We start from the raw sequence: 18,396 nt of genomic DNA on the forward strand, positions 1-18,396 counted from the left end.
GGTAAGTGGCCACATCTGTGTATGCTAAAATTCATATTTACCCAAATACTCATGGTGTGATGACTAAACAAGCAATAAGCCAACAAGATTTGATTGATCTGGCCAATCAGCTACTGCGCGAGCACGAAGACTATATTCCTGGAATAGAAGTTCGCGAAGTATCACAACAGCGTGATGTGCTTACCTTTAAGGGTGAAGCCTTTTTAGACGATGATTTATTACCTACAAGTAATAGCCCAAAAGCTTTTAACTTGTACAAATGGCTGTGTCATCGCCTATCAGAGCAATACACCCTTAGCGAATAAGCTTTTAGCTATTTAGCGCATCGATTACCGCCTGTTAAGGCGCTAAGTATTGTAAAGGCAATGGCTTAGCTGGTCTTTGTATCGCTAATTAATCCGCTAGCAAATAGATAATGGCTTGGTAGGGCGCTAAGTTAAGCTGAGCTAAATCTACTTCTGATTCATCCTCCGGCTGAAGGTTATCCAGCACCACTTCTGCAAGCTTGTAATCTAAACTCAAGGCTTGAGTTTGTTGGCTGACATTGGCGACAATTAGCAGCCTTTGCTCCTGATATTGGCGAATATACGCGAATATATGAGGGTGCTCTTCCAATAATAATTGGTAACTGCCGTAGATTAAGGTATCGCTAAATTTGCTGGATTTTCGCAGTGCGATTAAGCGTTGGTAGTGATAAAACACCGAGTGTTGATTGGCAAGCGCATCAGCAACATTTATTTGCTGATAGTTGGGATTAAGCTTGAGCCACGGCTGCCCACAACTAAAGCCAGCATTGTCAGAGTTATCCCACTGCATGGGAGTGCGGGCATTATCACGGGCGCTTTGATAGACACCTTGCATAAATTGTTGATGTCTTAAGCTTTGCTGCTCTACCACTTTTTCTTGGTAACTATTTTTAATTTCTATGTCATCGTAATCGCTTAACTCGTCAAATTGTACGTTGGTCATGGCGATTTCTTCGCCTTGATAAATGTACGGGGTGCCTTGCATGCCATGCAGCAGCGTTGCAAACAACTTGGCACTGGCTTCGCGGTATTCTCCGTCATTGCCCCAGCGGCTAACAATGCGTGGTAAGTCATGATTGTTCCAGAATAAGGCGTTCCAGCCATCGCCATCAAAGGCGGTTTGCCATTTGCTAAGCACCTTCTTTAAGGCAACTAAATCAAAATCTTGTACTTGCCACTTTCCATGTTCGGGGTGCCAATCTAGGGCGGCGTGTTCGAACTGAAATACCATCGACAGCTCTTCGCGACGCGGATCGGAATACAACTTGGCTATCTCGGGTGTGGCCCCCCAAGTTTCGCCCACGGTCACCAGCTTTTTATCTTTGAAACAAGCTTGATGCATTTGCTGCAATAGCGGGTGTAAACGCGGACCATTCTCGGTAATACCTTGGTCAATTTGTTTGCCAATTAAATCAATCACATCTAAACGGAAGCCCGCCACGCCTTGCTCTACCCACCAAGAAATCATTTGATGAATTTCTTTTGCTACGGCTGGGTTTTCCCAGTTGAGATCGGGCTGAGCATCGGCAAACAGGTGAAAGTAATACTGGCTAGTGACGGGATCATATTGCCAGGCAGGGCCACTAAAAATGGAGCGGATCTGATTAGTTTGGTCTCGCCAAATATAATAATCGCGGTAGCGGTTATCTCGGCTTTGTTTTGCTTGCTTAAACCAATGATGTTGGTCGGAGGTATGGTTAAGTACCAAGTCCATCATTATGCCGATGTTACGCTGTTTAGCTTGATGGATTAACTGGCGCATGTCGTTCATGTTCCCAAAGCGCGGATCTATGGCCTGATAGTCGGCAATGTCGTAACCATTGTCTTTCATTGGAGAAAGATAAACAGGCGATAGCCAAATAAGGTCGATGCCCAGCTTTTCCAGATAATCTAGCTTGCTAATAATGCCTTTTAAATCGCCGTTGCCATCGCCGCTACTATCACAAAAACTGCGTGGGTAAACCTGATAAACAACCGCCGAATGCCACCATTGTTGGTTCATGATTAAATTCTTTTACTGCTACGAATTACTTGCATTGTAAACCCTCTTATTTGATTAGAATAGTTTGCTATTTTTAATGCTAATCATTATTAAGCTCAGTGTTTATGCCGCCTGTAAGGCTGTTTATAAGCTGGTTCGGAGTGTTTTCTTTACAGATGATTAGTTTGCAAGGGGGATTGAAGATCTTTAATAGAAGGGTAATTGTTTGAATTTTGATCGCTGTCAAACATCATTAACCAAAAACAAAGATCTTTGTGAGCCGATGCTCAATAAGTGAGTACCTATCTTCATCGTTCAAAAATTAAGCGTAGATTAAAAAAGCGGTAAATTAACTATGGATAGTTAAGGTTGTGTTTTACTTGTGGTTCTTTCCAGTGGTTAGTCTGCCCCTCATCGCAAAACACCAAAGAGTGGTGATGAGTTGAGTCTTAAAGAGACGCTCTAAGATTACATGGGAAAGTAACAATGAGAAAATTCAGCAAACTCGCCACTAGCGCTCTGCTAGCTGGTGCGGCGTTGGGCTATGCGTCCAGCGTCACGGCGGCACCTAGGACCGCCTTTGTACACCTCTTCGAATGGAAATGGGAAGACATTGCACAAGAGTGTGAAACCTTCCTAGGACCAAAAGGATTTGCCGCGGTGCAAGTCTCACCTCCAACTAAATCTCACAACGCTGGCGCGTGGTGGAGCCGCTACCAACCAGTTAGTTATTCCTTTGAAGGACGCAGTGGTAGCCGTGGTCAATTCCAAGATATGGTACAGCGTTGTAAAAACGTTGGGGTAGATATCTACGTAGATGCCGTAATTAACCACATGGCAGCTTACGATAGAAACTTCCCTGAAGTACCTTACGGACCAAATGACTTTAATTCTTGTACCAGTGATATCGATTACGGAAATCGCTGGCAGGTACAAAACTGTGATTTGGTGGGGCTAAATGATCTTAAAACTGGCTCAGAGTATGTGCGCCAAAAAATTGCAGATTACATGAATGATGCGATAAGTATGGGCGTAGCAGGTTTCCGTATTGATGCAGCCAAGCACATCCCGGCAGGTGATATTGCCGCGATTAAAGGCAAGTTAAACGGTAACCCTTACATCTTCCAAGAAGTGATTGGCGCGCCAGGCGAGCCAGTTCGTCCAAGCGAATATACTTACATTGGTGATGTTACTGAGTTTGAATTTGCCCGTAAGTTAGGTCCTGCTTTTCGTGATAGCAATATTGCGTGGTTACCTGATTTAGGCAACCAAATGGAGCTATCTAGCGCCGATGCGGTGACCTTTGTGACCAACCACGATGAAGAGCGTCATAATCCAGGTGGCCCAATCTGGCATGGTGTTCAAGGTGACGGCTACTTCTTAGCGAATATTTTTGCGCTAGCCTACCCTTATGGTTACCCAAAAATCATGTCGGGTTACTACTTCAACGGTGACTTTGATGCAGGTCCACCTAGCAGCGGCGTACATACTGGTAATGCTTGTGGTTTTGACGGCGGCAACTGGGTGTGTGAGCACAAGTGGCGCGGCATTGCTAACATGGTGGGTTTCCGTAACCATACTGCTGGTGAGTGGAGTATTACCAACTGGTGGCAAGGTGGTAACGACCAAATAGCCTTCGGTCGTGGCGGTTTAGGTTTTGTTGTTATCAACAAACGTTCCGGTAGCTCAATTAATCAAAGCTTTGATACAGGCATGCCAGACGGGCAGTACTGTAACATTATCGAAGCTAACTTTGATGAGAGCACTGGCCAATGTAACGCTGCTGCTGATTCAAGCGGCCAATCGGTGATTACGGTGAGTGGTGGTCAAGCTAACTTTACTGTGGGCGGCGACCAAGCTGCAGCAATTCATGTTGGTGCAAAAATTGGTGATGTTTGTACTGGTGCTGATTGCCCATGCACTTCTAACTGTGGAACTGACCCAGAGCCAGCTACCCCAGTAGCGGCTAGCTCTATTTGTACATCGGAAAACTTACCTACTTTGTACTACTGGGGAGCACAGCCTGCTGGCAGCCTTGCCAATGCAACATGGCCTGGTGTAGCCATGCAGAAGAACGGCGATTTCTATTGTCATGATCTAGGGGTCTCACTTACCAGTATCAATGCTATCTTCAGCAACAACGGCGCTAATAAAACGGCTGACTTAACTGCAGCGGGTGCCGGTTGTTATAAAGACGGTAGCTGGAGCAGCCTAGAGGCTTGTGGCTTTGACATTAGCGACTCGAATCCAGATCCTGTAGGTGGCACAGAAGTTTGCTACGACAACCAAGCTGGCTTTAGTAATCCAACACTTTACTACTGGTCGGTTTCAGCTGAAACCTCGGTTGCTAATGCGCAATGGCCAGGTGTGGCAATGGTGCAAAAAGGTGCTTACTACTGTCACGACTTTGGCACTAAGCTAAGCAGCTTAAACATTATCTTTAATGATAGTGGCGCCAATCAAAGCGCAGACCTAAATACTACAGGCGATGTATTGTGTTATGCCCAAGGTAGCTGGGTAGCTGCAACTAACTGTGTTGGCGGAAACCCTGACAATGGCGGCGACGAAGTATGGTACTTCCGCGGTACGCCAAATGCTTGGGGGACAACTCAACTTGATTACGATAGTGCTAGTGGTTTGTACTACACCGTTCAAAGCTTTAATGGTGAAGAAGCGCCAGCACGCTTTAAAATAGATAGTGGTAACTGGACAGAAGCGTATCCAAATGCGGATTACCAAGTGTCTGACAACACTACTTATCGCATCAACTTCAATAGCGCTACCAAAGATATTACGGTAAACGCGCAGTAAATTGTTTTTATGCGTCTCAGCTTTTTGCCCGGTTTACACCGGGCTTTTTTATGAGTAAAGCTTAAGCTATTTCGCTTGGCTGGTGTTTGCGCATTAAGGCGAAGTATAAAACCGGAATCACGATTAAGGTGAGCAAGGTCGACACCAATATGCCAAAGATTAAACTAATCGCTAGCCCGTTAAAAATTGGGTCGTCTAAGATAAACAATGCGCCAATCATAGCGGCTAAGCCTGTTAACATTATCGGCTTGGCTCTTACCGCACCCGAGCTAATTACTGCTTTAGAAAATGGCATGCCTGCAGCGGTTTGCTGATTAATAAAATCGACCAGTAAAATCGAATTTCGCACAATGATCCCCGCTAATGCAATCATGCCAATCATCGAGGTAGCAGTAAACTGTGCTCCTAACAAAGCGTGTCCAGGCATCACCCCAATGATGGTTAGTGGAATTGGAGCCATAATAATCAGCGGTACTAAATAAGAGCGAAACTGTGCAACTACTAATAGATAAATCATGATCATACCTACCGCATAAGCTAGGCCCATATCGCGGAATGTTTCATAGGTGATTTTCCACTCGCCATCCCACAAAATTGCAATGTCACTTAGCCCGTCAGGTTGCTTTATATAATGTTGAGCAAAGGGTAAGCCTGCCTCTTCAGCACTTAGCGCCATATCAAACATGCCATATAATGGACTGTCTAACTCGCCTGCCATGTCGGCCATGACCATAACCATGGGAATGGCATTTTTATGCATGATTGGTAAGTTAATGGTACCCTGTTTAATGCTCACTAGCTCACTTAAAGGTATTGCTTGGCCTTGTAGGTTAGTTAAACGTAGATTAAGCACTTGCTCTAAATCTAGTTTATCGCCCTCTTGTAGCTGCAAGCGGATCGGCACTGGGTATTGTTGTTGCTCGCTATGTAGGTAGCTCACATCGCTACCGCCAACGGCAGTGCTAATTACTTCTACAATGTCGCTATAGTTAATCCCTAGTAGTGAGCTTTTAGAGCGATCTATAGTTACCCGCCATTGGCTTTGTGGGTCAGGTAGCATGATGTCGATATCAACGATGTCTGGGGTATTATGGAAATGCTGCATCAAGGCATTGGCGGCTTGCTGGCGAATCTCGTCACTAGGGCCATATACTTCCGCTACGATGGGCGACCAAACCGGTGGGCCGGGCGGTACCTCTACCACCTTAATATTGGCTTGATAAGGTAAGCCTATTGCTTGTAATTGTTTACGTACAGAACTAGCGATGCTGTGACTATCGCGATCTCGTTCCGATTTATCAACCAGATTTACTTGAATATCTCCGAGTTCTTGGCTGTTACGCATGAAGTAGTGGCGCACTAAACCATTAAAGTTTATCGGAGCGGTAGTGCCGGCATACAGTTGTAAATCAGCAACTTCAGGTACTGTCATGAGGTAATCACTAAGCTCGAGTAATAAGCGTTGGTTTTGCTCTAAGCTGCGCCCTTCTGGCAGATCGACCATTACCTGAAATTCAGATTTGTTATCAAAGGGCAGCATCTTCATTACCACCAGCTTATTTAGCGGCAAGGCAATTGCTGCGATTATCATGAGTATTACTGCTAACCACAATAAACCACGGGCTTTTCGGCCATGTTGTTTATCCAGAAACGGACCAATTAGGCCTTCAAAGAGACGCTGTAATTTAGATTCTTTTGATGGCTCAGCTCCGCCATGGGCGCTACTTTTCAGTAGCTTGGCGCTGAGCCAAGGTGACAACACAAAGGCAACTGACAAGGAAATAAGCATCCCGAGGCTGGCATTAATCGGAATAGGGCTCATGTAAGGCCCCATTAAGCCGGAGACAAAGGCCATGGGTAACAGGGCGGCTATTACCGTAAAAGTGGCTAAAATAGTGGGTCCACCAACTTCATCTACTGCCTGTGGAATAATGCTTAATAAATCGGGTTTATTTGGGTCATTGGCCGCTAGCCCCATGTGTCGGTGGATGTTCTCTACCACCACAATGGCGTCATCAACGAGTATGCCAATGGAGAAAATAAGCGCAAAAAGCGACACTCTATTTAAGGTAAAGCCCCACGCCCAAGAGGCAAAAAGAGTAATGGCTAGAGTAATTACAATGGCAATGCCTACCACTACTGCTTCGCGCCAGCCCATGGTAATTAATACTAAAAGTACCACTGCGGCAGTGGCGAAAATGAGTTTAGCTATCAGCGTATTGGCTTTGTCTGCTGCGGTGGCACCATAGTTTCTGCTAAGCTGGTGGCTCACTTGATGAGGGATCAACACGTTGTCTAGTTGATTGATGCGCTGTTCAATTTGTTCAGCCAGTTGCACCGCATTTGTACCGGCTTGTTTGGCAATGGCAATGGTCACCGAAGGGAAGCTACCTTGCTGGTTTACCAGCCACACGCTTTGGCTGGGCAGCTCGGCACTAAGGCTGACCTCTGCGACATCTGAGAGGTATACCGCTTGTTGCTGGCGGACTGCAATTACCAAGTTTTCTAGTTCACTGGCGGTTTGTAAAAACTGTCCAGTTTGCACTTTGATCACTTGATTGTCTTGAATTAGCTCAACCAAGTCTGATTGCAGGTTATTTGCCTGAAGCTGCTGAGCGATTTGCTTAAACTCAACACCATAAGCATTTAGTTTGACCGGATCAATGCGCACTGAAGCAACTAACGGTTGCTCGCCCAAGGTGTACACATCTTTAGTACCTGGGATCCGTTTCAGTTCGGTTTCTAGAGTGTGAGCAACTTTGGTTAATTCGAAGGGACTTAGTTGCTGGCTCTCGTCCCAAAGGGACAGACTTACGATGGGTACATCGTCAATCGCTCGTGGTTTAATTAAGGGGTGGCCAACACCTGCGCCGGTAGGTAATTTGTCTAAATTAGCGTAGATTTGATTGTATAAACTGACAATGGCATCGTTTCGCTTAACGCCTACCTCAAACACCACAATGAGCATTGCACCATTAGGTTGAGAGAAGGAATACAAAGTGTCGATACCATTTAACTCTGATATTATTTTTTCAGCAGGTAGGGTGACTAAATGCTCAACCTCTTTGGGGCTTGCACCCGGAAATGGGATGTAAACATCGGCAAAAGTCACATCAATTTGCGGTTCTTCTTCCTTGGGGGTGATGATTACCGAAAATATCCCCATTAATAAGCCCACTAAGGCTAACAATGGGGTTATTGGCGAGTGCAGAAAACGCTCTCCAATGCGTCCAGCTATGCCCATGACTATTGCTCCTTATCTAGCATTGCTTGATAGGCTGACAACGCAATGACATCACCATTTTCTAGCCCCGAAAGCACTTGAACTTGGTCTGCGTTAGTATCGGCTAAGCGCACTTGATTAAGACGATAACCTTGACTGGTTTTTAAGTAGACGGCACTCAGTTCGTTAAGTTCTAGCACCGTGGAGCGGGGCACCCATATTTGCTGACGTTGGCCATAACTAAAACCCAGTTTGGCCCAGCTGCCGGGGTACATAACGGCATTGTCTGTAGGCAGGTTGAGGCGAATTTTAAACGAGTGGGACTGCGGATCGGCATGTCTGAAAATAGTGAAATTGTTTGACTGCAGCTCTGTTTGCCCGGCAAGTGTAACAAAAAACTGGGTATCGCTATTGATCACATCAAGATAGCGCTGCGGAATATGAGCAATCGCTCGCATGTTCTCTAATGAGTAGCCAGAATATAGTGGCTGACCTTGAGAAATGGTTTCGCCTAACTGCACATGCCGCTGGGTCACAATGCCGGAAAAAGGTGCTCTAATTACCGTGTAATCTAAGGTTTCTTTTGCTTGAATTAATGCTGCATTTGCCGCGTGAACGGCGCTTTGGGCCGCCTTGGCTTCAGTTTCTGCTTGGTCTAGCTGACCCTTTGACACCGCCCCTTGGGGGTAAAGTTTTTGCAGTCGTTGCCATTGACGTTGGGCTTCGTTGTTTTGTGCAATAGCACGACTAAGCTGGGCATTAGCCGAAGCATAAGAGGCAGATTGTTGAGTGCTCGTGATTTCTAAAATGACCGAGTCTTTTTCAACAAAATCATTTACGTCGTAATAGAGCTTAAGCACTCTGCCTGATGTTTGTGCGGCTAGTGTTGCGGCGTCAACCGCTTCAATAACGGCATCTAGCTCAACGGTAATCGGGATCGCTTGTGAGCTTACGGTGAAGTTTTCGAGCTCAGCTTGTGCTGCCCCAGCGGTATTGGCTGCAAACAATAGCAGGCCAAGAAAAACAGTGACTAGAGTTTGCATTATTGATTACCCTCCTGGTAAAAAAACGGCGCTGTTATAGAGCGCCGGTTTAATGCTATTTAGTTGCTTGATTGGCTAACCATGTTTTATAACCACCACTTAAGTTTTTAGCCTTGAAGCCATGATTAGCCAGTTGGCGATAGGCAACATTGCCACGTAAGCCCACCATGCAATAAACTAAAATTTCTTTATCTTTAGGTAGCTCAGCTATGCGGTCACGTAGTTGGTCTACCGGAATGTTTATCGCGCCAGGGATTGCGCCTAGTTTTTCTAGCTCACCAGGGTTACGCACATCTAAAATGAGCTGCTGATCAGTGGGCTGATTAAGCTCTTCGCTGTGGCACAAGTGAGTTGTGCCTTCAATACTATTGGCCGCAACAAAGCCTGCTTGGTTAACCACATCTTTGGCGCTGCCAAAAGGTGGAGCATAAGTCAGTTCTAGATGTTGTAAGTCAAATACTGTCATTCCGGCGCGCTGGGCTACTGCAAGTACGTCGATACGTTTGTCTATACCGTCTTTACCCACTGCCTGAGCACCATAAATCAAACCACTTTGCGGATGAAATAATAGCTTGAGATTAATCGGATGTGCGCCAGGATAGTAACCCGCATGGCTGGCCGCGTGCAGGTATACTTTTTGATAATCAAGTCCCTTTCTCTTTAAGGTTTTTTCATTTAAGCCGGTAGAGGCCACGGCAATATCGAAGATCTTACAAATAGCGGTGCCTTGGCTGCGCTGATAGTGCTCGTTAGCACCAAAGATATTATTAGCGACCATGCGGCCTTGACGATTGGCAGGGCCTGCCAGTGGGATTAGCGCAGCGTCCCCGGTGACAAAATCAGGGTCTTCAATCGCATCACCCACTGCGTAAATAGCCGGGTCAGAGGTTTGTAATTGACTATTTACTTTAATACCACCTAGCTCGCCTAGCTCAAGTCCGGCGAGTTTGGCCAATGTGGTTTCGGGTTTAACCCCAATTGCCATAATTAGTAATTCAGTCTCTAGTATGTCCCCGTTACTTAGGCGTAACTCCAAGGCTTGAGGATCAAGGTTGGCTAATTCATCCTCTTTCTCATGGTTTGATGGAAATACCGCTTCTAACGCAACACCTAAATGAAGGTCAACCCCGTGGTGGCGAAGCTCTTGATGTAAAGGGCTGGCCATTTCTGGGTCTACAGGGGCCATAACCTGTGGTGATAATTCAATCAGGCTGGTACTTATACCGCGTTGAATTAAAGCTTCGGCCATCTCGATACCAATAAAACCGCCACCCACAACGGTGGCATGTTTAGGTTTGTTGGTGTCGATGCTAGCAATAATTTTATCCATGTCAGGAATATTGCGCAGTGAAAATGTGCGATTGTTTTGAATGCCGGGAAGTGGCGGTACAATGGGGGCCGCGCCAGGGCTTAATATTAAAGCATCGTAGCTTTCTTGGTAGTCTTGTTGGTTTAGCAGATCGCGAATAGTGACCGTTTTATTTTCTCGATCAATGCTGATGACTTCATTCATCACCCTTACATCAACGTTGAATCGGGCTTTAAAACTCTCCGGAGTTTGCAGTAATAATGCATCGCGTTGTTCGATATCACCACCAATATGGTAGGGCAGGCCGCAGTTCGCAAAAGAAATAAACGGGCCTCGCTCTAACATAACAATCTCGGCGGTTTCACTTAAGCGGCGAGCTCGGGCAGCCGCGGATGCGCCTCCAGCAACACCACCTACGATAACAATCTTACGCATAACAAACTCCAAAAATTTAACTATAGCTGCGCTGCTCAATGGCAGAACAAAAACTAATTATAAAGATGATTTATATCAATGATTTACTACTTAAACCCTAGGCGCTTAAATACCATCGCGGCTGGGCAAAAACCGGTGATTGCACTTTGAATCAAATTAAAACCGACAAAAACCGTAAACCAAATAAAGTTTGGGTGAACCCACTGGGTTAATGCCAGTGAAAGTAGCACCATCGCTCCTGCAAAAATACGAACAACATTTTCTAATGACATGATCGTTCTCCTTGTTAAGTCTGTCATCACTATATATTAGTAAAATCTAATTCGCAACCAGCTAATATAAATTAATCTAAATTATTTTAATCTAAATTAGATTTGACTAATTTATTGTGCTTTGTATAATGGCGGCAAGTAACAAGGGGGCTGTATGCAAGATGTGTTGGTTATGCGAGAAAATGCAAAGTTGGTGAGTGAACTACTAAAGACCATCGCTCACCCAGATCGCCTAGTAGTATTGTGTTTGCTAAGTGATAGTGAAATGGGCGTCACTGAATTACGTCGGTTCAGCCAGAACAGCCAATCAGCGTTTTCTCAGCATCTAAAGGTGCTAAGAGAAAGTGGTTTAGTGGAAGTGCGCAAAGAAGCACAAAACGTCTATTATTGTCTTGCTGACCCGCGTATCAAGCAACTGCTGAATAGCTTACAACAACAATTTTGTCGTTAAGCTGCGACCGCCTTAAGCTATTTTTTGATTTAAACGTTTGGAGTTATTTATGAGTAATTTTACCCCATGGAGCGCCCTGTTGGGGGGCATGCTTTTGGGCTTGTCTGCGTCTCTATTATTACTGTTAAGTGGCAGAACCGCAGGTATCAGCGGTGTATTGGGAGGAATTTTTGGTGCAGCCAAAAGTGAATGGCCTTGGCGGGTTGCATTTGTTGGAGCCATGGCTGCCAGCGTATTGGTGACTCAGCCTCTTGGTGTTAGCGTGCCTGTACTGCCAAATTACTCTCTAGCGTGGATAGTGTTTGCCGGGCTTGCCGTTGGTGTAGGTACTCAGTTGGCTAATGGCTGTACCAGTGGGCACGGTATATGTGGTATTGGTCGCTTTTCACCTCGTTCGATAGTTGCCACTGGGGTGTTTATGATAACCGCCGCTCTCGTGGTTGGAGTGAGCGCCTATTTAGGAGCAGGTTATGTATAAAATAATAGTTGGTTTGATTACAGGGCTGTTATTTGGTTTGGGAATGAATATCTCGCAAATGGTAGATCCCAATAAAGTACTTAACTTTTTAGATGTATTTGGTGCTTGGGATGCAAGCTTGGCTTTTGTTATTGGCGGAGCACTATTGGTATTTACACCATTTTACCACCTGATTATAAAACCCAGAGGACGCGCTATTAATGGTGATGAGTATCGTTGTGTGCCAACCAATCAGGCTATTACTAAGCGTTTGATCGGTGGCTCGGTACTATTTGGTATTGGCTGGGGTATGGTAGGTATTTGCCCAGGGCCCGCAGTGGCGAGTTTGCTGCGGGGTGAAGCCGCTATTTATTGGTTCTTGTTGAGCATGTTATTGGGGCATTACTTAAGCAAACGTCTATTCTCTCGCGCTTAAACTAAGTGCTACTAAAGCCAAAAGGGAGCTTAAAGCCCCCTTTTGGCTAGAAAAGTTGGTTAGTCGGTATGCTGTTGGATAATGGTTATCATGCCAAGGCCTGCCATGTCTTCATCCCAGTCGTGTTTTTCAACCACATTTTCAGTTTTATGGTAGGGCAGGAGGTTGTCGGTTAGCGTACTATGCATCGACTTACTCATGTATTTATAAGCGCGAATACCTGGGCCGGATATGACAATTTTTTGCGGGTTAAATAGCGCCATGATATTCGCAAGACCCATACCCAAAACGGTACCAGCTTGGGAGAAAATCTGCGCCATTGCTGGATTGTCTTGTTCGGTCAGTTGGTTTAGTTCGAGCATCTGTTTTTCTGAGGGGTGCAGCATGTCTGTGGGTGGCAAGTTGTAAATGGCACTTGCGTCGCGGTAAATGGCGTAATCACCTACATAGGCCTCGATGCAGCCTCGACCACCACAACGGCATTGCGGGCCGTTTAGGCTAAACTTAGTGTGGCCAAATTCGGTAGTGGCTGCGCTGGCATCTTGATAAAGCTCGCCGTTAACAATTAGCCCCATACCCACACCATAACCAAGCTGGATAGCGACTAAATTATCCAATGTTCGGTATTTAGGTAGCTGGGTTAAGGCAACCGCTAGGCAGTTTGCGTCGTTGGCAATATATACCGGTAATTGGATTTTTTCCTGCAACAGCTCAACTAAATTTAGCTGCTTGCCTTTTACAGCGGGACTCCACAATATGCCTTTACCTGCAGTTTCTATCACCCCTTGTACAGCTAAACCTAGGCCACGTAATAAACTGTGTTTAATCTCATGCTGTTGAATAAATTCTTCGATGGCTTTAGATAAGGCATCAACCAGCTGTTTTTGATTTAGCGTGACAGTTAACATGGCTTGGGTAGACTGAGCCACTATGGCGCCCGATGTATTACCCAGCATAAAACGTACTTCATTAATCGATAGTTTTATCGCTAAGTAAAATGCAGCTTGGTTGTTAAGTTGTAGTTTTACTTTTGGCCGCCCGCGCCCACTGCTGGGTTCTAGTACAACACTCTGTTCAATCATTACTCCTTGTTGAACTAGCTCAGAGGTGATCGATGTAATGGTAGCGGGGCTTAATTTGGTGTGTTCGCCAATTTCTACACGTGCAAGCTCACCATGGATGCGCAGAGTTTGAATAATGTCTCGGCGGTTGGCACTTCTTATAAGTTCGGTGTCGGTGATTTTTTTCATGCTAAATCGGCTAAGTAACTACTTCCATTTCAAAAATACGCGTTTTAAAGGGAATAAGAATCTCTTTCTTGGGGATTTGTTAGATCTGTCACGCTTATCTAAATTCCTTGTCAAGGGCTGAGCTAAACCTGCCAAAGAGTATAATGACGATATTGTAAATAACATTGCGCTTCAACAAAAAAATCCCGCCATAAAAGGCGGGGCTTGGTAATTCATCCAGAAAGGAAAGGAAAATGCTACTAGTAATGCAAGGAAACATTACCAGGCCTGAAGAGAACGGCGTTCACTTCGCACTTAAACAAATTACCCCTAAAGCTCAATTTATTTGCAATATGTTCAAGTTGATTAAAGTTTATGCGTTAAACTTGTTACAAGAAATTACGAAACTTGGTTGTTCTATTAACAGATTTTTTAAGCGTGGTAGCGGTCACGTTATGAAAAACCGACACGCGAAACGATTCATTAAGTATGCGCGCATTTAACGGTTAGGATTAATAGGCCGCATTAATAAGCATAAGGATTTTTTTGTGTACAAAGGTATACAGTGGTGCTGGTTTGCATTGTTTTTATTGGCTTCATCATGGAGCCATGCTCATACCTTGCGTTTGGTGACTCATCACTTACCGCCTTATCAAGAACTAGAACATGATGTTGTTAGTGGCTCTATGGTTAGCTTAATGCAATGTAGCTTAACCGCAATAGAACAAGACTATGAGCTTGACCTAAGACCGATTGGGCGTGCAATTAAAGAATTCAAATCAGGCCAGTTTGATGGTGTTTTTGTTTTAAATCGTACTGCCGAAAGAGACCGTTTTGCAACCGCAAGCGAGCCTTTGATTGTTACTTATCGCAGCCTATTTAGCGTGAATAAAGTGGATGTAGAGCTACACAGTGCAGCGATGAAAGAATTAAAGATAGGTGTATTGTATAAATCCGCAATGCATAATTGGTTAATCGAGCACGATTACCCCAATATACATGCTCGACATGATTACCACATTTTATTTGAGCTGCTGCAGTTAGGGCGCATCGACGCGATTGTGGGGCCCGATGAAATCTATGAATATGAGAAAAGTCATGGTCACGTTACTCGCAACATTGAAATCAGACACCTTAGCCAAGCAGATTTAAGTAGTTATTTCTCAACGGCATGGCTAGCGCTCCATCCAAACTTTTTACGGCGATTTAACTCCGCTTTGCGTAATTGTAAAAAGTCTTATGAGCATCAGGACCATGAGGGTCATGATCATGCTTCCCGTAATATTTAGAATAGACAGCTTAGCCAAGCAAATCCGGATCGTTATTTTTCTATTGCATGGTTAGATCTATCTCCTTGATTTTTATTGTTTTTTAGCTGGTTATTTTAAACTGTTTTTTAAGTAAAAAGCCCAAGTGAATCACTTGGGCTTTGAGTGTTAAGGGCTAGTGTTACTTATTTGGCTTGAGTAAACATGGTAACTGCGGTGCCTTCTACCACGGTGCTACCTGACACGTTGCTAGTGTTAACGGCTCCATTGGCATCGGCTACCTTAGTCCAACTACCTGCAGGTAAACTTACCGTTTGGTTATTCCCACTGTTATACACAATAAACAGGTTATGGCTGTCGCTAGGGTCGGTGATGTGGCCTGTTATCACCTGTCCACCAAATTGGTCCGGGCGGCTAACATTTAAGTACTGTGCAACTTCTTGGCTGGTATTCATGCGCAAGCCCGCATGTTTACGGCGCAATTCAATAAGTTGTTTAAAGTAATTAAAGGTGGCGATGTTATCTGCTTTGTTAGACCAACGAATTGCATTGAAACTATCTGGTGCGTTGTAGGTATTATGCGTACCGCCATGGGCGCCATAGTTCCAAGCTGATGGGTTACTAATTTGCTGGTTATTGGTTTTGGTGCGCAGGAACTCGTCGCCGGCATGCACAAAAGGTATGCCTTGGCTGGTAAGTATCATGCCCATGCCAAAATTAACCACTCGTTTAGGGTAGGTTAAATCGCTAGGTGGATTAAAGCTAATCACCTGATGCGAGCTATTTTGCTGCACATTGCTTGAAGTACTTAAATACACCTTATCCCAAAGGCCAAAGTTATCGTGGGCCGAAATGTAATTGATGCTTTGTTCTGGATCGGCCGCGTAATTACGGAACCAAGTGCTGTTACGACCATCGTTGGGATTGTAGGGCGAACCTTGAAAACCATCGTAAATCGCCCAGCCAGATTCAGCAGCAGCTACATTATTAAACATGTAACCAGTGCGAGTATCGTCATTTGAGCCTTTTAATGATTCGCGGAAAGCGCCATTAAATACCCCAATGTTTTCATCAACTAGATGGTGAGTGGTACCGTAACGAACTCGCTGACCTTCTAGAGGATCTGTTGCGTAACCGTTCCAGGGTTCGCCATAAATCAATAACTTGCGGTCTGCAAAGGTATCGTTTAAGTGGCGCCCCCATTTTTCAACTTCCTGATAAGAAAAAATACCAATTAAGTCGAAGCGGAAACCGTCGATGCCGTATTCGTCTACCCAATACTCTAAAGAGTCTTGGATCATGCGGCTTACCATTGGTACATCTGCATTAATCGAGTTACCAGTGCCAGACAAGTCGCTGGCGGTATAGTATTGAGCAGAAATATTCTCAAACATTTCATCATCAAAGGTGTGGTTGTATACCACATCCATAATGACTCGAATCCCAGCTTTGTGGAACTCGTTCACCATGGTTTTGAACTCACGCGCTCGCTCTTCATAGTTAGTTGGAACGGCTGAGTAGCGATCTTCTGGAATGTTAAAGTTGCGTGGGTCATAACCCCAGTTGTAACAAGGGTCGCTGTCTGGCAGGCCATCACAGGTGGCAAAGTCGTACACTGGCAATAGTTGTACGTGGGTTACGCCTAGCTCTTTTAGGTGGTCAATTCCGGTTTTAACACCATTAATTGTGGTGCCGGTTTCAACCATGCCCAAGTATTTACCGTTGTTACCCGCGCTTACACCCGAGCTTGAGTCGATAGTAAAGTCGCGTACGTGCACTTCATAAATCACTGCATCTTCACGTTCAATTAAGGCAGGACGAGCAGCCCAGCCGCCAACTGGCTCGGTGCGCGACATGTCCATCACAATGTTAATGGCTTCGTAATCGCCAGTACCAGGTTGTGACATCTTCCCGTATGGGTCGCGAACCTGAACGCCATTGATAAGGAAGGTATAAGGTTTTAAGTGCAAGTCGCCTGCAACGGTTACTTGGTAAACTTGGCTGTAACCGGCAAAATCAGGCACTGCTTGTAGCGTGTGTTCAACTCCATCAACCACCACTTTTACATTGCTATGCTCTGGCGACCATATTGAAAAGGTGGTGCTTTCTGCGGAGTAAACCGCACCTAAGGTTTCACTGTTGCTACCACAGTTAGGCTCGCAGCCTTGTTTAACGGTGCTTACTGCTTTGGTGTTGGCGTTGAAACAGATTTGGTAAGTAGAGTTAGCGTCTACTAATACATCAGCGCTTGGATAATTTTCGGTCCAATCGCCAAAATGATCAATTTTGAAACGCGGATTGTTGCTGCCAAAGCTTTGCGTGGTGCAGTAGTTATTACCGTCGCTGCTGGCCATTAGAGTGGTTTGCCAACCATTAGGTGTGCCGCGGAAGTACCAAGTATCTGCTGGGGCGTCGCTAATGGTGTAATCAAAAATACTCACTGCGGAGTTACCGCTTTCATCAACCGCAAATACCTTCAAGTTTAAATCTACCCCGTCGCTTACTACATCGCTAGCAGTAAAGCTTGCATTGTTACATAGCGGTGAAGCTTGAGTAGGTATTGAGCCATCGGTAGTGCAGTAGATATTGGGTGCGCTGTCTTGATTATCACTCACACTCAAACTGATTTGCTGAGCTTGGGTGTAAGAGCCCGCTGCAGGACTAGCGCTTACTGTAGGAGCTTGAGTATCTTCTGTCGTGGTTGGCGTTGCGGTGATTTGTTTTGAATCGGCGTTAAAACAAATCTGGTAGCTAGCATTGCCAGTTACTATAAAGTCTGCTGTTGGGTAAGCTTCGTTCCAATCGCCATAATGGTCGATTTTGAAACGTGGGTTATCGTTAGCAAAACTCTGGGTAGTACAAAAGTTTAGGTTATCGCTGCTGGTCATGGCTGTGGCAGCCCAACCATTGGAAGTACCGCGATAGAACCAGCTATCCTCTGGTGGCTCTACATCTCCGCAAGTGGCTACTTCTGTGGTGGTGATGTTTTTACTGTCGCTAAAGAAGCGAATTTCGTAGTTTTTATTGGCGTCTACGCGCACATCTGCGCTTGGGTAAGCTTCGTTCCAGTCGCCAAAGCGATCGATTTTAAAACGTGGATCATTGCTACCAAAACTTTGGCAAGTGGTGTATTCGGTTCCTGAAACTACCGCAAGGGGAGTGGATTGCCATTGGTTTGGCGTACCCCTAAAGTTCCATTCGGCTGCCACAGGCGCAGACAGCAACGTCGCCCCCGCGAGAGCGATTGTTAACTTGTTCATGGATCCTTTCCTTATACTGTTTTTCTTGCTGTATTTTTAACCACCCGGTTATGGCGAAAATTTTGTAAATTCGCTCAACGCTAGTGGTTTTTAATCATTGTTATAGTTGTTCGACCACAGCGCAGATCATTCTGCTGGCCATGGCTATAGCAATGTTAGAGAAAAAACATAAGCGCAGGATAAAAAATATATAGA

13 protein-coding genes are annotated in these 18,396 nt (G+C 45.1%); 6 read left to right on the forward strand and 7 right to left on the reverse strand.

Annotated features, from left to right (window positions below):
• The first annotated feature begins 5 nt into the window (after positions 1 to 5).
• On the forward strand, positions 6 to 305 hold the full coding sequence (locus K5L93_RS11720) for a DUF2498 family protein (RefSeq protein WP_246615042.1): 300 nt from the start codon (positions 6 to 8) through the stop codon (positions 303 to 305).
• An 88-nt stretch (positions 306 to 393) separates the two neighbouring features.
• Here the strand turns inward: K5L93_RS11720 and K5L93_RS11725 are convergent, their stop codons facing one another.
• On the reverse strand, positions 394 to 2,028 hold the full coding sequence (locus K5L93_RS11725; protein WP_220720010.1) for a glycoside hydrolase family 13 protein: 1,635 nt from the start codon (positions 2,026 to 2,028) through the stop codon (positions 394 to 396).
• 465 nt (positions 2,029 to 2,493) lie between these two features.
• On the opposite strand from K5L93_RS11725, the gene K5L93_RS11730 reads away from it, so the two are divergent.
• On the forward strand, positions 2,494 to 4,818 hold the full coding sequence (locus tag K5L93_RS11730; protein ID WP_220720011.1) for a starch-binding protein: 2,325 nt from the start codon (positions 2,494 to 2,496) through the stop codon (positions 4,816 to 4,818).
• 61 nt (positions 4,819 to 4,879) lie between these two features.
• On the opposite strand, the gene K5L93_RS11735 is transcribed toward K5L93_RS11730, so the two are convergent.
• The 4 genes from K5L93_RS11735 to K5L93_RS11750 all read right to left on the reverse strand — a co-directional run bounded on the left by K5L93_RS11735 (position 4,880) and on the right by K5L93_RS11750 (position 11,100).
• Positions 4,880 to 8,062, reverse strand: coding sequence for an efflux RND transporter permease subunit (locus tag K5L93_RS11735; protein WP_220720012.1), 3,183 nt, complete (start codon positions 8,060 to 8,062; stop codon positions 4,880 to 4,882).
• A gap of 2 nt (positions 8,063 to 8,064) precedes the next feature.
• A complete protein-coding gene (locus K5L93_RS11740; protein ID WP_220720013.1) occupies positions 8,065 to 9,084 on the reverse strand; it encodes an efflux RND transporter periplasmic adaptor subunit in 1,020 nt (339 codons plus the stop codon).
• A gap of 55 nt (positions 9,085 to 9,139) precedes the next feature.
• The gene (locus tag K5L93_RS11745; RefSeq protein WP_220720014.1) at positions 9,140 to 10,828 is read right to left on the reverse strand and encodes an FAD-dependent oxidoreductase; all 1,689 of its coding nucleotides are present in this window, start codon (positions 10,826 to 10,828) and stop codon (positions 9,140 to 9,142) included.
• 86 nt (positions 10,829 to 10,914) lie between these two features.
• Complete coding sequence (locus K5L93_RS11750) at positions 10,915 to 11,100, reverse strand: YgaP family membrane protein (RefSeq protein ID WP_220720015.1); 186 nt, start codon at positions 11,098 to 11,100, stop codon at positions 10,915 to 10,917.
• A 154-nt stretch (positions 11,101 to 11,254) separates the two neighbouring features.
• Here K5L93_RS11750 and K5L93_RS11755 point away from each other — a divergent pair, with 154 nt between their 5' ends.
• Genes K5L93_RS11755 through K5L93_RS11765 form a run of 3 tightly spaced genes read left to right on the forward strand, consistent with a single transcriptional unit; the run spans position 11,255 to position 12,444 of the window.
• Positions 11,255 to 11,551, forward strand: a complete 297-nt coding sequence (locus K5L93_RS11755; RefSeq protein ID WP_220720016.1) for an ArsR/SmtB family transcription factor — start codon at positions 11,255 to 11,257, stop codon at positions 11,549 to 11,551.
• A gap of 49 nt (positions 11,552 to 11,600) precedes the next feature.
• Positions 11,601 to 12,029 (forward strand): YeeE/YedE family protein, encoded by a 429-nt coding sequence (locus K5L93_RS11760; protein WP_220720017.1) that lies wholly within the window; start codon positions 11,601 to 11,603, stop codon positions 12,027 to 12,029.
• Positions 12,022 to 12,444, forward strand: coding sequence for a DUF6691 family protein (locus tag K5L93_RS11765; protein WP_220720018.1), 423 nt, complete (start codon positions 12,022 to 12,024; stop codon positions 12,442 to 12,444). The genes K5L93_RS11760 and K5L93_RS11765 overlap by 8 nt, the downstream gene beginning before the upstream one ends.
• 59 nt (positions 12,445 to 12,503) lie before the next feature.
• Here the strand turns inward: K5L93_RS11765 and K5L93_RS11770 are convergent, their stop codons facing one another.
• On the reverse strand, positions 12,504 to 13,694 hold the full coding sequence (locus K5L93_RS11770) for an ROK family protein (protein ID WP_220720019.1): 1,191 nt from the start codon (positions 13,692 to 13,694) through the stop codon (positions 12,504 to 12,506).
• Positions 13,695 to 14,221: 527 nt separating this feature from the next.
• On the opposite strand from K5L93_RS11770, the gene K5L93_RS11775 reads away from it, so the two are divergent.
• A complete protein-coding gene (locus K5L93_RS11775; protein WP_220720020.1) occupies positions 14,222 to 14,962 on the forward strand; it encodes a substrate-binding periplasmic protein in 741 nt (246 codons plus the stop codon).
• A 164-nt stretch (positions 14,963 to 15,126) separates the two neighbouring features.
• Here the strand turns inward: K5L93_RS11775 and K5L93_RS11780 are convergent, their stop codons facing one another.
• The gene (locus tag K5L93_RS11780) at positions 15,127 to 18,201 is read right to left on the reverse strand and encodes an alpha-amylase family glycosyl hydrolase (RefSeq protein WP_220720021.1); all 3,075 of its coding nucleotides are present in this window, start codon (positions 18,199 to 18,201) and stop codon (positions 15,127 to 15,129) included.
• Between the last annotated feature and the right edge of the window lie 195 nt (positions 18,202 to 18,396).

It is taken from the genome of Agarivorans litoreus, from assembly GCF_019649015.1.
In the GTDB taxonomy this organism is placed as follows: domain Bacteria; phylum Pseudomonadota; class Gammaproteobacteria; order Enterobacterales; family Celerinatantimonadaceae; genus Agarivorans; species Agarivorans litoreus.